Origin of the sequence: Pseudomonas sp. NPDC087346, assembly GCF_044744235.1 — a bacterium.
Classification (GTDB): domain Bacteria; phylum Pseudomonadota; class Gammaproteobacteria; order Pseudomonadales; family Pseudomonadaceae; genus Aquipseudomonas.
In genome coordinates, this window is sequence record NZ_JBIUXX010000001.1 from 166,155 (window position 1) to 180,089 (window position 13,935).

Genomic DNA, 13,935 nt, shown 5'->3' on the forward strand with positions numbered 1-13,935 from the left:
GACAAAAAAGCGCTTTTTACCACCGTTTCGAAATGCCTTCCAAGGCTTGGAACAGCTCTCCTCCCCCTTGAAACGGGTGATTGAGCAAAGGTCTAAGCTTCAATCTGAATTAGTGATTTAACTAGGTAGTTACCTAACTATATAATGCCTCCCTCATTTCAACGGGACATTCAACGTGAAGCAGAGTCAACGCCTCTCGGGCATATCAAGATTCATTCTGGTCGGACTGGGCGTGATCATCGCCCTGCTCGGCTTGGCGCTTGCTGCTGGCGGCGTGAAATTGGTCAGCCTGGGAGGGTCGTGGTACTTCCTGGTCGGTGGGCTGGTGATGGCCGTTTCCGGTCTGCTGATTGCTCGCTACAAGCCGGCCGGTGCGTGGTTGTTCGCCGCGTTCCTGGTAGGCACGGCGATTTGGGCGGTGAGCGATGCAGGTTTGGTCTTCTGGCCGGTGTTCTCGCGTCTTTTCATGTTCAGTGCGGTTGGCCTGGCGGTGACGCTGGTCTATCCGTTGCTCAAGCGTGCCAGCGGTGGCGTGCCTGGCCGTGGTGCTTACGGCGTTGCTGCGGTGTTGGCGGTTGGCTTGGCCGTCGCGGCCGGCAACATGTTTGTCGCCCACCCGACCGTTGCTGCAACGGGTACCGGTCCTGGCTTGACGCCGGTCGAGCCGGCCGATGCGCAAAAAGACTGGGCCCACTACGGCAATACCGAAGGTGGCAGCCGCTTCGCTGCGCTGGATCAGATCAATCGCAGCAACGTCGACAAGTTGAAAGTCGCGTGGACGTATCACACCGGTGACGTCGCGGAAAGCGATGGCAACGGCGCCGAAGACCAGCTCACCCCGCTGCAAATCGGCAACAAAGTATTCATCTGTACCCCGCACAACAACCTGATCGCACTGGATGCCGACACCGGCAAGGAACTCTGGAAAAACTCGATCAATGCCCAGTCGAAAGTCTGGCAGCGTTGCCGTGGCATGGCCTATTTCGACGCTACGAAAAGCATCGCTCAGCCGAGCAACTCATCCATTATCGAAGCCAAACCTGCGCCGGCAGCCAATTGCGAGCGCCGTTTGCTGACCAACACCATCGACGCGCGTCTGATTGCGGTCGATGCTGACACCGGCGAGTTCTGCCAGGGTTTCGGCAACAACGGTCAGGTCGATCTGAAAGCCGGTTTGGGTAACGTCCCGGACAGCTACTACCAATTGTCTTCCGCGCCGTTGATGGCCGGTACGACGGTGGTGGTTGGCGGTCGCGTAGCCGACAACGTTCAGACCGACATGCCGGGCGGCGTGATTCGCGGTTTCGACGTGATCACCGGCACCATGCGTTGGGCTTTCGACCCGGGCAACCCGCAGGATCGCAATGCACCAGCCGATGGCAGCACCTACGTGCGCAGCACGCCGAACAGCTGGGCACCAATGTCCTATGACCCGGCGACCAACACCGTATTCCTGCCGATGGGCAGCTCGTCCACCGACATTTATGGTGTCGAGCGCAGCAAACTCGATCACACCTACGGCGCCTCGATCCTGGCGCTGGACGCCACCAGCGGCGAAGAACGCTGGGTATTCCAGACCGTTCACAACGATCTCTGGGACTTCGACCTGCCGATGCAGCCGAGCCTGATCGACTTCACCAAGGACGGCAAAAGCGTTCCGGCGCTGGTCATCGGTACCAAGGCCGGGCAGATTTACGTGCTCGATCGTGCCACCGGCAAACCGCTGACCGAGGTTAAAGAAGTACCGGTCAAAGCGGCGAACATTCCTAACGAACCGTATTCGCCAACCCAGCCGAAATCGCTGGGCATGCCGCAGATCGGTGCTCAGCACCTGACCGAATCCGACATGTGGGGCGCAACCCCTTACGACCAGTTGCTGTGCCGCATCGACTTCAAAGGAATGCGCTACGACGGCCTCTACACCGCGCCGGGCACCGACAAATCGTTGAGCTTCCCGGGTTCGCTGGGCGGCATGAACTGGGGCAGCATTTCCACTGACCCTGTGCACGGTTTTATCTTCGTCAACGACATGCGTCTGGGCTTGTGGATTCAAATGATCCCGTCGCAAAACAAAGCTCAGGCGGCTTCCGGTGGCGAATCACTGAACACCGGTATGGGCGCCGTTCCACTGAAAGGCACGCCTTACGCCGTGAACAAAAACCGCTTCCTGTCGGTGGCCGGCATTCCGTGCCAGGCGCCACCGTTCGGCACACTGACCGCCATCGACATGAAGACGCAGAAAGTCGCCTGGCAGGTTCCGGTCGGCACTGTTGAAGACACCGGTCCGCTGGGCATTCGCATGCACCTGCCGATCAAGATCGGCCTGCCAACCCTCGGCGGTACGCTGTCGACGCAAGGTGGCTTGATCTTTATCGCCGGGACTCAGGACTTCTACCTGCGCGCGTTCAACAGCGGCAACGGTGAAGAGATCTGGAAAGCACGTCTGCCGGTCGGCAGTCAGGGCGGTCCGATGACTTATGTGTCGCCGAAAACCGGCAAGCAATACGTCGTTATCACCGCCGGTGGCGCCCGTCAGTCGACGGATCGCGGCGACTACGTGATGGCTTACGCCTTGCCGTAAGCCGCTTCATCCCTTCATTGCAGTTGTGCGCGGCACCTTCGGGTGCCGCGCCGTTTTCTGTGTCTCGCTCAAGATTTCAGCAGGAAGATTCACATGTCATTGGCTGTTCGCATTTCTCACTCTGGCGTGATTACCGGTGTGCTGTTCGGTCTCACTTGCAGCACTGCCCTGCCCGCCCTTGCCGATTCGGATTCAAACCTGTTCACCCGCAACACCCTGACCGGCGATTGGGGCGGACTGCGCCATCAACTTGATGACGACGGTATCAAGTTCACTGGTGACTACAGCGGTGAAACCGCCTACAACGCCGACGGCGGCTTGCACCGTTCGACCCGTTACTCGCAAAACATCAAGCTCGGAGCGCAATTCGACCTGAGCAAACTGTATGGCGTGGACAACGCAGGCAAGATTCAGCTGACGATCAACGACCGTCGCGGCAATAGCGCCTCAGACGATCTGGTCGGCAACCGTCTGCCGATTCAGGAAAACTACGGTGGTCTCTACACCCGCCTGACCGAACTGAGTTACGAGCGCACGCTGTTCACCCCGGCGCTGAACGTCAAACTCGGTTACATGGCCATGGGCAACGACCTCGGTGGCCTCGACAGCGGCATCCTCTGCAACTTCATGAACGCCGGTTTCTGCGGGCATCCGCTGAACATGTCCGGCGGCAGCGGCTGGACCAACTACCCCAATGCGCGGTTGGGTGTGCGGGTGAAATACGACCTGTCGTCAGCCTGGCAATTGCGCGTGGCCGCGTTCAACGTTGATCCGGAAAGCAACGGCAACTCCAGCCGCGCCTGGCACCTGGACCCCAAACACACGACCGGCACCGTGGTGCCAATCGAGTTGGTGTACAAGCACGCGGGCACCCTGCCGGGCGAATACAAGCTCGGTTACTACTACGACAGCTCCGACGTAAAACGCATCGGCAGCGACAAAGACGTGTCAGGTCGCGGCGGCCATTATCTGCTGATCGATCAGGCCGTCTGGAGCTCTGCGACTTCCGAGGGCCGCAGCCTGCACGCCTTCGGCCAATACTCGGCTGCCAGTGAGGCGGCTTCGCCATTCACCAAGTGGTACGGCACTGGCGTGGTTTTGTATAAACCGTTCGAAGGTCGTCCACGCGACACCCTTGCGTTGGGCTACGGCCGCGCCGTGCCCAACCCACGCAGTCGCGATGTGCAGCAAGATGCGGCGCTGGCCAATGGCACGCCGCTTTCCAATCTGGACAGCGCCGAACAATTGATCGAACTCGGCTACGGCTATCAAGCCACGCCATGGCTGACCTTGCGGCCGAACCTGCAATACATCATCGAACCGGGAGCGTTTTCCGGGCAGGACATCGACAATGCGCTGGTGGTGGGATTGCAAGTAAAAGCATCGCTCTGACGCTGACGAAAGTCAGTATCAGCATGACCTGCCCGGTTCATTTTTTAGAGCGGGTGGGTCATGTCGAGTAACGGGTTCAATTTCGCCTGAGGGCATTCAAGGACGCGATAAATCTCTGCAACCACCTGCATTGTGGCGTCTTCGACCGTACCTTCGTTACGGCATAAAACCCAGGCGTGTTCGGCAACCGCTCGTTCGAACGCCTGGGTACAAGCGACGTGCTCTTCCAGTTGATGGATCACCGTGCTGCTCAGCCCGCGCTGGCGAGCCGCTGCCCTCGCCCATGAAATCTCCGGATCGGTGACCACCCCGACATGCAGGTCCGGTACTCGCACGTTTCGATCGAGGTTCAACTGCAGGATTTCTGCAAACGGCACTAACCGGCGAAACGCGGCTTCAGAGGGGTACCAGCGATCGATGAGGATGATGCTGTCGGATGGCTGTCTGGTCAGCACATGTTCGGAAATCCAGGTGCGACTATCCGCAAAGCGCCCGCAAACTTCCAGCTCAAGATCCCGATCAGGATTTCTCGCAAGTTTGTTGACCAGGGCCATGGTTTCACCCCTGAAGGGATCGCTTTTTTTCTCGCAAAGGCGAATCACCTTTTTGTTGTCGGCCCTTAGTGCTTTGGTGACGGCTTCCAACAGCGTGGTTTTGCCGGTTCCCTTGGGCCCATCCAGTGAAACAAACAGCGGACGATTCATTCTTCACTTAATGATAGATAGATGGTTTTGCGGCTGTTCCTCCACTCGAATGAACAGCCATTGATGGACACTTTAACCTGATTTACCGAGCCGCTCGGCTCAGTGCTGCAACGCATACCGGCGACAGTGCTCCAGATAGCCTCGTTCATGGTTACCGACCAACTGCACGACACTCGTCCAAAGCCAGGACGGTGCGTCGAGTGTCTTCGACCGGCGCGTTTGCAACTCGCCAATCCATTCTGCTCGCGTGGACAAATCCATCTGCCGCGCATGGGCATGCCCGACAACCCGCGCCAGGTATCCGGCCGCCAGCATCGCGTCGCGTTGGCTCAATTGATCCAGTTCCAGTTTCATGTCTTGTGGCAGCAACTCGCGAACAAAAAAACCGTGATCGAGCATTCGGGTTGCAATCATCCGGTTGCCCAGGCCCGGTGAGAGAAAACGCGCTCCCTCCACCACCCGTTTACCGTTGTCTCGAGGCATCGCGGCTCTGGCTGCGCGCGGTGCGGCGGCACCCACGGCTTCCTTGATATCGAGCAGGCAATATTCCTGATCGTCGCCATCACCCACGCCCAGAAGTACGGCATAACGCTGTAATCCAAGCGAACTGCAGCCTTTGACCCAATACGCCGAATCAAGCATTTTCACTCGATCGTCTTTTGACCGGCCCTTCAATGAAGTCACCAGCGTATGGATTTCCGGCGTGGCGCAAAGCGTCTTCAGTGCTGCGCGCTCGTCGCGCGACAGCGCCCAGAATTGTTTGCCCAGTGGGATGGTCGGTTTGGTGTTCTCAATGCGCTCTTCAGCCAAATGCTTCCAGGTGCGCCGTACCGCACTGCGCATGCCGGCTTTGACTTGGGCCGGTCGGGACGGCTCTTCGTCAAGATCGCCTTCAAACGCTTGCTCGTAGCCGCGCATCATCTCCTCAAGCATTCGGGCAGTCGCCACGCCGGGTAAGTCAGAGCCCCGGGCCGCCGTGGCGAGCGACAGCGCCAGTCGCACCAGATCATGCGCAGGATTGCCGATGACGGTTTGATCAAGATCCCGAATATGAATATCGATCCGCCCTTTCAAATCGCCCGTCGGCCCGAGATTCCCGGCGTGGCAATCGCCACAGATCCACACCGCCGGCCCCTTTGGCAGGCTACGCCCGGGCTGGCTGTGCAGCCATTCATAAAACTGCACCGTGCTGCCGCGTACATAGGCGTGGGCGGATCGGGCCATTTTCAGATTGCGAAGTTGCGAGAGCGGTTCAAGACGTGCGGATGGCCGAGGGGTTTTCATGGAAGCTTCTTATCGGGAATGTGAGCTGTTGACCCCTCGCCACGCTCAAATGTTTCAAAGTATTACAGAGTTGCTGCCCAGTAATTGCCTGGTCATCGCCATCGATGTTTCCAGCGATTGCCCCGTGCGCTGCAACTTGTTCAGCAAACTCGCGCCCAACCAGAGTTGGTAAAGGGTTTCCGCCATTTGCCGGGCATCGACCTGGGGCAAGGTTTTGTCGCCCTGGCCCTGTTCGATACAGGTAGCGATACGCGACACCACTTGCTCCGCACCATCGCGCAATGTCAGGCGCATCGACTCCGACAGATCGGCGACCTCGGCGCTCAATTTCACCACCAGACACTCGTCGCCGTGACCCTCAAGGGTGCAGCGGTTTTGCCAGCCCTGCCAGTAATCCATCAGCCGCTCATAGGCGCTCAGCCCCGGCAGCGTCAGGCGTCGCTCCATGTCGGCGAGATAGCCGACGAAGTAGTCTTCGAGCAAGGCCTGGCCGTAAGCCTCTTTGGATTTGAAGTAGTGATAGAACGAGCCTTTTGGCACGCCAGCGGTTTGCAGGATTTCGTTCAGGCCAACGCTGGTGAAGCCCTTTTCGGCCATCATCCGGTGGCCGGTATCGAGCAAATGTTGGCGGGTATCGTCGTAGGTCGGTTTCATGGGGCGCAAGTACTAGACCAGTCGTATATTTCGGAGGACTGAGAGTTTGCCACAGCAGCCCTCGAAAAAACCAAGGTTAAAAAATTACTAGACGACTGGTCTAATTGGTAACTATGCTGTGTCCCGTCAACCTTTCCCCCCGGTGCCGACGATGTGCGAATCCATCGCCCATCCATGACACCTGACCAAATCCAGGGTGCTCTATGAAAATCTTGATGGTTCTGACTTCACACGATCAACTCGGTAACACCGGCAAGAAAACCGGTTTCTGGCTCGAAGAATTCGCTGCGCCCTACTACGCCTTCAAGGACGCCGGTGCTGACGTCACGCTGGTTTCGCCGGCCGGTGGTCAGCCACCGCTCGATCCAAAAAGTGATGAGCCCGGTGCGCAAACCGCCGAGACCGATCGCTTCCGTAATGACCCGGCCGCCCAGAAGTTACTGGCCAACACCGGTCTTTTGAGTGACGTCAGCGCGGATGATTTCGATGCTGTGTTCTATCCAGGTGGCCACGGCCCGCTGTGGGATCTGGCTGAAGACAAGCAGTCGATTGCCCTGATCGAAGCGTTCGACCGCGCCAACAAACCGCATGGTTTTGTCTGCCATGCGCCGGGTGTGTTGCGCCACGTCCTGGCTGCTGACGGCAAGCCGCTGATTCAGCATCGCCAAGTCACCGGTTTCACCAATGCCGAAGAAGCTGCGGTCGGTCTGACCGATGTGGTGCCGTTCCTGATTGAAGACGAATTCCAACGCCTTGGCGCGTTCTACTCGAAAGTCGGCGACTGGCAGGTTCATGTGGTGGTCGACGGGCAACTGGTTACCGGCCAGAACCCTGCCAGCTCCGCCACCGTCGCCGAAAAACTGCTGAAAATGCTCGGCTGATTCACCTCCCTTCCCTTGGCTATAAATCCGAACACCGTGAGTGTCTTGCACGGTGTTCTTTTTTTCGCCCGGCTAATAGTCGACTGGTCTAATTAGTCGCGAGATTTACGCAAAAAGGCATTCCCATGACCAACAGCAGTTTCTTCAAGCCAGCCACACTGGGGCATCACACCCTGAAAAACCGTATCGTCCTGCCACCGCTCACCCGCCAGCGCAGCACGCAACCGGGCAACATCGCCAATGAATTGATGGCCGAGTATTACCAGCAACGCGCCGGTGCCGGCCTGATCGTTACCGAAGGCACGCAAATCGAACCCCGTGGCCAGGGTTATGCCTGGACCCCGGGCATTCATACGCCTGAGCAAATCGCCGGATGGCGCAAAGTCACTGAAGCCGTGCATGCCAAACAAGGCGTGATCTTCGCCCAGCTCTGGCATGTGGGCCGGGTGTCGCACACCGCGTTGCAACCGAACGGCGGCGCTCCGGTGTCGGCTTCAGCGATTGCCACTGACCGCGTCAGCGTATTCATCGAAACCACACCGGGTGCCGGTGAACTGGTGACGCCATCCGCTCCGCGCGCGCTGAGCAGCGATGAAGTCCAGGAACTGGTTCAGCTCTACATCCAAGCGGCACGCAATGCGATGGAAGCAGGCTTCGACGGGATCGAACTGCACTGCGCCAACGGCTATCTGGTCAACCAGTTCATCTCCGCGCACAGCAATCAACGCGACGACCAATACGGCGGCTCGCTGCACAATCGTCTGCGTTTTCTGCGGGAAGTGGTGTCGGGTGTGGCCGAGTGCATCGGCAAAGAAAAGGTCGGAGTGCGTTTCGCGCCGCTGTTCACCACCACCGATGAAGCGCGGACCTATCTGGGCATGGTCGAGGAAGATCCGCACACCACTTACATCGAAGCGATCAAAGTGCTCGAAGACGTCGGCATTGCCTACTTGTCGATTGCTGAAGCGGATTGGGATGATGCGCCAGCGATGCCGGAAGATTTCCGCCGTGCGGTGCGCAACACCTTCAGCGGCGCAATTATCTACGCCGGGCGTTACAACGCCGCATCAGGTGCGCAGTTGCTCGATTCCGGTCTGGCAGATTTCGTTGCCTTCGGACGCCCGTTCATGGCCAACCCGGATCTGCCGGCGCGAATTGCCAACGACTGGCCACTGAATTCGCTCAACCCGGCCACCGTCTATGGCGGTACCGGCGAAGGCTATGTCGATTACCCGTTCCACGGCGAATAACCTGTAAAGCACGTGCACTGACAGCGATTAATCACCCTGCCAGTGCACCGCGCGACTAACGTCCCGGCAATTCGACCCGTGCCACCAACCCTGGCCCTTTGCGGTTGCTCAACGTCAGTTCCCCGCCCTGCTCGCGCACAATCGCCCGCGCTGACGAAAGCCCCAGTCCAACGCCGCCAGTGTCACGATTACGCGAGCCTTCCAGACGGAAGAACGGATCGAATACCCGCTCCAGCGCATCTTCGGGGATCCCCGGCCCATCGTCGCTGACCTCGATGCAAATCTCCTCCTCGCCAACCATCAGGTCGATGCGTGGACGCTGCGCATATTTCTCCGCGTTCTCCAGCAGATTGACCACCACACGCTTGATGCCCAATGGCCGGCCGACATACACCAGATGCGCCGGGCCGTTGAAGTCGATGTCGATGTTCTGGTCGCGGTAGTCATCGATGATGGTTTGCAGCAACTCCGACAGATCAAACGCGGTCGGCTGCTCGCGCTGGGTGTCTTCGCGGAAAAACGTCAGCGCCGAGTTGATCATCGACTGCATTTCTTCGATGTCGCGGATCAGTTTCTGCTGATGATCCAGATCCTCCATGAACTCGCTGCGCAAACGCATGCGGGTCAACGGTGCGCGCAAGTCGTGGGAGATCGCCGCGAGCATGTGCGTGCGCTCACCAATGAAGTGCTGGATCTGCGCCTGCATGACGTTGAAAGCGATGATCGCCTGGCGTATCTCCTCCGGGCCTTCGATTTTGATCGGAGGTGCGCGCAGATCGCCGCCGAAACGCCGCGCGGCACTGGCGAAACGCTGCAACGGATTGGCCAGTTGGCGCGTGGCGATCCAGGCAACCAGCAGCGTTGCGATCAGCCCGAGGAAAATAATCACCGCGATCCGCGTGCCAATTTCCAGACCCCAACTGCGTGCCGGCGGGGTGAACGACAACCAACTGCCATCGACCAGTTGCACCATCGCGACATAGTGCGCCCGGGGGCTGCCAGCCGGCCAATCACCGGGGCTGAAGCCCTCGATCTTGCGTTCATCACCTAACAATTGTTGCAGCACAGGCACTCTGCCCGCCTGAATCTGACTGCCATCGCCGGGCAATTTGAAGTCGGCTCGCTGTGCTTTCCACAAAACATCGAGCATCGGGCTGCTGGCCGCGCTCGCCAGTTGTGGTCGCAAACTCGCGGGGGCGGCTTCGATCACCCGCGCGGTCGCGGCAATCTGCTCGAGCAAACCCGTGCGTTCAATTGGCGGCCGCGCCCAAATGCCCGCGACCTGAACGAACACGGCATTGAGCGCCAGTGATGCGAGCATGGCTGCAACAATGGTCAGAGCAATGCGTCGGCTCAGCGTATCGCGGCGCAGGAATCGGCGGATCATCAGCGGCTGACCTTGGCGGTGAACATATAGCCGCCATTGCGCACGGTGCGAATCAGGTCCGGGCGTTTGCTGTCCGGTTCGATTTTGCGGCGCAAGCGGCTGACTTGCACATCGATGCTGCGGTCGAACGCTTCGTGGCCCTGGCCGTGAGTGAGGTCGATCAGTTGTTCTCGCGTGAGGATGCGCTGCGGATGATCGAGAAACACCACCAGCAAATCGAACTCGCCACCGGACAGCGGAATCATCACGTTCTCCGGCGAGCGCAGCTCACGGCAGGTGATATCCAGATGCCAACCGGCGAAGCCAATCACCGGCCGCGAGGGCTCGCTGGTCTGGCTCGGCTGATCGCCTGCACGACGCTGCACCGCACGCAACCGTGCGAGCAACTCCCGTGGGGCGAAGGGTTTGGTCAGATAGTCGTCCGCGCCCAGCTCAAGACCGACGATTCGATCACTGAGTTCGCCCATCGCCGTGAGCATGATGATCGGGATCGACATCTGTGCCCGCACTTTCTGGCACAGGCTGAGGCCGCCTTCACCGGGCAGCATCAGATCGAGAATGATCGTGTCCGGACGTTGCCGGGCAATTGACGCCCACATCGCCTCGCCATCCGCAGCCACCTCGACGTCGTAGGCATGCTGGACGAAGAATTTCTTCAGCAGGGACAGAATTTCCACATCGTCGTCGACGATCAGCAGTCTGCTCACGTTCACGGATTCCTTGGCGGGCAAAAAAGCAGCGACTCTAAAACCATTCTGGCCTGCGGGTCATATATTTCAATCGAGCAACATTTCTACGCTGTAGACATCAACCGGACATCGTCCGGCAAAACCCCTCGGGCACCCTGCACGCATTCCATTCGAGGGGGCATCCATGAAGGTTTTGAACTGCAGGTACATCGCCAAGGGCAACGCCACCCAGCGTCCGCTGATTCTCAGCCAGCGCACCACGGCACCCGAACACGATACGCCGATACTGTTCCAGGAAGCATGCCTGGGGTTGAGCGACGATCAGAGCCAGATCGTTTTGCGCCGCTACTACGAGCGTTACAGCCCGTCCGGTTCTCGCTGGGTGGAATACGTCCACTCCATTCCGACCGCCGACCTCATCCACTGGATCATGAGCCATGGCCAGTTGCGCATCGAGTCTTCGCAAGAAACCCCGCAACAATCTGCCCGCGCCTGAAAGCGTTGGCCATCCAGTGACACAAGGAACCTGGTATTGATGAGAAGCCATTGCTTAATGACGTTGCTGTGCACCGCCGGCCTGAGCATGTCGGGATGCAGCAGCAAAAAAATCGAGCCTGAAACGCAAAGCGGTTTTCTGCGCGACTACAGCGTCCTCAAAGAGCAACAGAGCGAATCCGGACAAACCGCTTTGAGCTGGTTCAGCCCGGCACTGGCGCGGGGCCGATACAAGCAGATCTATCTTGCGCCCAGCCAGTTCTACCCGGCCCCGACGCCCACCGAGCGGATTCCGCAAAGCACGCTCACCAGCGTGACCGGCTACTACGACGAGGCGCTGCGCTTTGAGCTGGGAAAAATCGTGCAACTGGCGGCAAAACCCGGGCCGGATACGCTGACGGTGAGACCGGCAATTACCCGGGTCGCCACCAGCACCCAAGGCTTGCGTTTTTATGAGTGGCTGCCGATCACGCTGGTCGCGGCCGGCATAAGCACCGCCACCGGTATCCGCGATCAGGACAGTGAAATCACCACCGAAATATCGTTGGAAGACGGTACGACCGGCGACGTCGTTGCCGAAGTGGTCCGCAGCGGCACGGGCGTAGCGCTGGACAACGACAAGCAGGTGATGACCGCCGACAACGTCAAGGCTGTGCTCGATGGCTGGGCCAGTGATTTGCGTGAATCCTACGTCGCGGTTCACCGCTGACCGGGCGGAAGCCGGTAGAAAAGCTCAATGCTCTTGAGCGTTTCGATCATCAAAAACAATACAGCCAGACTGTATAGTTTCTCTGCGCTGATGCTATCGTCAGCGCATGACCAAATCCTCGATCAACTCCGCAACCCAATCAGCCGCCCTGGCTGCCGATCTGCGTATCTCTTTGGGCAAGTTGATCCGCAGGCTGCGAGAGCAAACCCATCCGAACGACTTCACCTCCGCGCAGAAATCAGTGTTGCTGCGTCTGGATCGTGACGGCCCCTGCACTGTTTCTGCTTTGGCCCGGGCGGAAAGCGTTCGTCCGCAGTCGATGCGTGTCACCGTCGCCGGGCTGGAGGCGATGCAGGCCGTCAGCGGCAAACCTGATCCCGGTGATGGACGGCAAACGCTGATTGAGCTGACACCGGGTTTGCGCAAACACCTCAACGCCAGTCGGGCTGCCAAAGACGACTGGCTGTTACGTGCCCTGCAAGAACAACTCTCCCCTCAAGAGCAAGACCAACTCGCTGCGGCAATCAAACTGCTGGAGCGCCTCGCCGATTTCTGAATCATTCCAAACCTGTTTGAGGTAATCGCATGGCCCTGACTTCGCTTGATCCAGACACAGCGCTCATCATGAGCCTGTTTATCGCACGCCATTCTGGCCAGTTTCACGGTGGCAACACACCGCAGTCGTCGTAAGCGGCATGGCTATGTTCCGCTCGCTACGCAGCGTCAATTATCGTATCTGGGCCGCCGGTGCGCTGGTGTCGAATATCGGCACTTGGATGCAACGCACGGCGCAGGACTGGTTGGTGCTGACCCAACTCACCGCGCACAACGCCTCGGCGGTCGGGATCGTCATGGCGCTGCAATTCGGCCCGCAACTTTTGTTGCTGCCGTGGACTGGTTTTGCCGCCGATCACTACAACCAGCGCAAACTGTTGATGATCACCCAAGGCTTGATGGGCGCGCTGGCTCTGGTGTTGGGGTTGCTGACCCTGACCGGGATTGTGCAGCTCTGGCACGTTTACCTGTTTGCCTTTTTATCCGGTTGCGCCTCGGCGTTCGATGCTCCGGTACGGCAAGTGTTCGTCGCGGAATTGGTGGGTGAAAAAGACCTGTCGAACGCCATCGCACTCAACTCGACCTCGTTCAACGCCGCGCGGATGATCGGCCCGGCCGTGGCCGGCCTGACCATCGCTTCGGTGGGCACTGGCTGGGCATTTTTGATCAATGGCGCGAGTTTTTTCGCGGTGCTGGCTTCGTTGTTTCTGCTGCGCGTCTCGGGGCTGCATGCCAATCTGCGGGCGCTGCGAACCAAAGGCAGCCTTACCGAAGGCCTGCGTTACGTGTGGGGCCGGCCTGATCTGAAAGCGATTCTGCTGATGCTGTTCCTGATCGGCACCTTCGGGATGAACTTCCCGATATTCATCTCGACCATGGCCGTCGGTGCCTTTCATACCGATGCGCGTGGTTACGGCTTGCTGTCATCGACGCTGGCCATCGGCACCGTTGCCGGTGCACTGCTCGCCGCCCGTCGCGAGCGGCCGCAGTTCAAGTCATTGCTGATCGGCGCAGCAGTCTTCGGACTCGGCTGCACACTGGCCGCCGTTGCGCCGAACTATTGGTTGTTCGCCGCAGCGCTGGTGATCATCGGCGTCGGCGCCCTCACCTTCAGCAACACCACCAACAGCCTGATGCAACTCAGCACCGAGCCGGCGATGCGCGGGCGAGTGGTTGCGCTGCGCGTCGGCGTGGCGCTTGGCGGCACGCCGATTGGTGCGCCCATTGTCGGTTGGGTCGCCGACAATCTGGGGCCGCGCTGGGCACTCGCGGTGGGCGCGGCATCGGGGATTCTGGCTGCCGGCGTGGCGATCTATACGATGCGCAAGCGCCTGGATCAACCGAAATAGATCCT

13 protein-coding genes are annotated in these 13,935 nt (G+C 59.2%); 8 read left to right on the forward strand and 5 right to left on the reverse strand.

The genetic code is table 11. The features are described 5' to 3' along the window. Positions 1 to 175: 175 nt before the first annotated feature. Positions 176 to 2,581: a glucose/quinate/shikimate family membrane-bound PQQ-dependent dehydrogenase gene (locus tag ACIOZM_RS00720; protein ID WP_401208260.1), complete on the forward strand. Its 2,406-nt coding sequence runs from the start codon at positions 176 to 178 to the stop codon at positions 2,579 to 2,581. A 93-nt stretch (positions 2,582 to 2,674) separates the two neighbouring features. After that, positions 2,675 to 3,973, forward strand: coding sequence for a carbohydrate porin (locus ACIOZM_RS00725; protein WP_401208263.1), 1,299 nt, complete (start codon positions 2,675 to 2,677; stop codon positions 3,971 to 3,973). A 44-nt stretch (positions 3,974 to 4,017) separates the two neighbouring features. Here ACIOZM_RS00725 and ACIOZM_RS00730 read toward each other — a convergent pair whose 3' ends face one another. From ACIOZM_RS00730 to ACIOZM_RS00740, 3 genes are all read right to left on the reverse strand, one after another. Continuing rightward, a complete protein-coding gene (locus ACIOZM_RS00730) occupies positions 4,018 to 4,677 on the reverse strand; it encodes a dTMP kinase (RefSeq protein ID WP_401208266.1) in 660 nt (219 codons plus the stop codon). A 99-nt stretch (positions 4,678 to 4,776) separates the two neighbouring features. Beyond that, positions 4,777 to 5,961 (reverse strand): DUF2252 domain-containing protein, encoded by a 1,185-nt coding sequence (locus tag ACIOZM_RS00735; RefSeq protein ID WP_401208268.1) that lies wholly within the window; start codon positions 5,959 to 5,961, stop codon positions 4,777 to 4,779. A 54-nt stretch (positions 5,962 to 6,015) separates the two neighbouring features. Next, complete coding sequence (locus ACIOZM_RS00740) at positions 6,016 to 6,615, reverse strand: TetR/AcrR family transcriptional regulator (RefSeq protein WP_401208270.1); 600 nt, start codon at positions 6,613 to 6,615, stop codon at positions 6,016 to 6,018. A 203-nt stretch (positions 6,616 to 6,818) separates the two neighbouring features. Between ACIOZM_RS00740 and ACIOZM_RS00745 the strand changes: the two genes are divergently transcribed. Next, positions 6,819 to 7,496 (forward strand): type 1 glutamine amidotransferase domain-containing protein, encoded by a 678-nt coding sequence (locus ACIOZM_RS00745; RefSeq protein ID WP_401208273.1) that lies wholly within the window; start codon positions 6,819 to 6,821, stop codon positions 7,494 to 7,496. A 125-nt stretch (positions 7,497 to 7,621) separates the two neighbouring features. Further along, entirely contained in the window at positions 7,622 to 8,746 is a 1,125-nt protein-coding gene (locus ACIOZM_RS00750; RefSeq protein ID WP_401208276.1) for an alkene reductase, read from the forward strand. Between the two features lie 55 nt (positions 8,747 to 8,801). Here the strand turns inward: ACIOZM_RS00750 and ACIOZM_RS00755 are convergent, their stop codons facing one another. Both ACIOZM_RS00755 and ACIOZM_RS00760 read right to left on the reverse strand, forming a co-directional pair. Then, positions 8,802 to 10,133, reverse strand: a complete 1,332-nt coding sequence (locus tag ACIOZM_RS00755) for an ATP-binding protein (RefSeq protein WP_401208278.1) — start codon at positions 10,131 to 10,133, stop codon at positions 8,802 to 8,804. Further along, positions 10,133 to 10,840 (reverse strand): response regulator, encoded by a 708-nt coding sequence (locus ACIOZM_RS00760; protein WP_401208281.1) that lies wholly within the window; start codon positions 10,838 to 10,840, stop codon positions 10,133 to 10,135. The genes ACIOZM_RS00755 and ACIOZM_RS00760 overlap by 1 nt, the downstream gene beginning before the upstream one ends. A 166-nt stretch (positions 10,841 to 11,006) precedes the next feature. On the opposite strand from ACIOZM_RS00760, the gene ACIOZM_RS00765 reads away from it, so the two are divergent. The 4 genes from ACIOZM_RS00765 to ACIOZM_RS00780 all read left to right on the forward strand — a co-directional run bounded on the left by ACIOZM_RS00765 (position 11,007) and on the right by ACIOZM_RS00780 (position 13,930). Then, the gene (locus ACIOZM_RS00765; RefSeq protein ID WP_401208284.1) at positions 11,007 to 11,318 is read left to right on the forward strand and encodes a hypothetical protein; all 312 of its coding nucleotides are present in this window, start codon (positions 11,007 to 11,009) and stop codon (positions 11,316 to 11,318) included. Between the two features lie 39 nt (positions 11,319 to 11,357). Further along, positions 11,358 to 12,026: a DUF3313 domain-containing protein gene (locus ACIOZM_RS00770; protein WP_401208287.1), complete on the forward strand. Its 669-nt coding sequence runs from the start codon at positions 11,358 to 11,360 to the stop codon at positions 12,024 to 12,026. 106 nt (positions 12,027 to 12,132) lie between these two features. Continuing rightward, positions 12,133 to 12,582, forward strand: a complete 450-nt coding sequence (locus ACIOZM_RS00775) for a MarR family winged helix-turn-helix transcriptional regulator (protein WP_401208289.1) — start codon at positions 12,133 to 12,135, stop codon at positions 12,580 to 12,582. A 139-nt stretch (positions 12,583 to 12,721) separates the two neighbouring features. Next, complete coding sequence (locus ACIOZM_RS00780; protein WP_401208291.1) at positions 12,722 to 13,930, forward strand: MFS transporter; 1,209 nt, start codon at positions 12,722 to 12,724, stop codon at positions 13,928 to 13,930. The last annotated feature ends 5 nt before the right edge of the window (positions 13,931 to 13,935 follow it).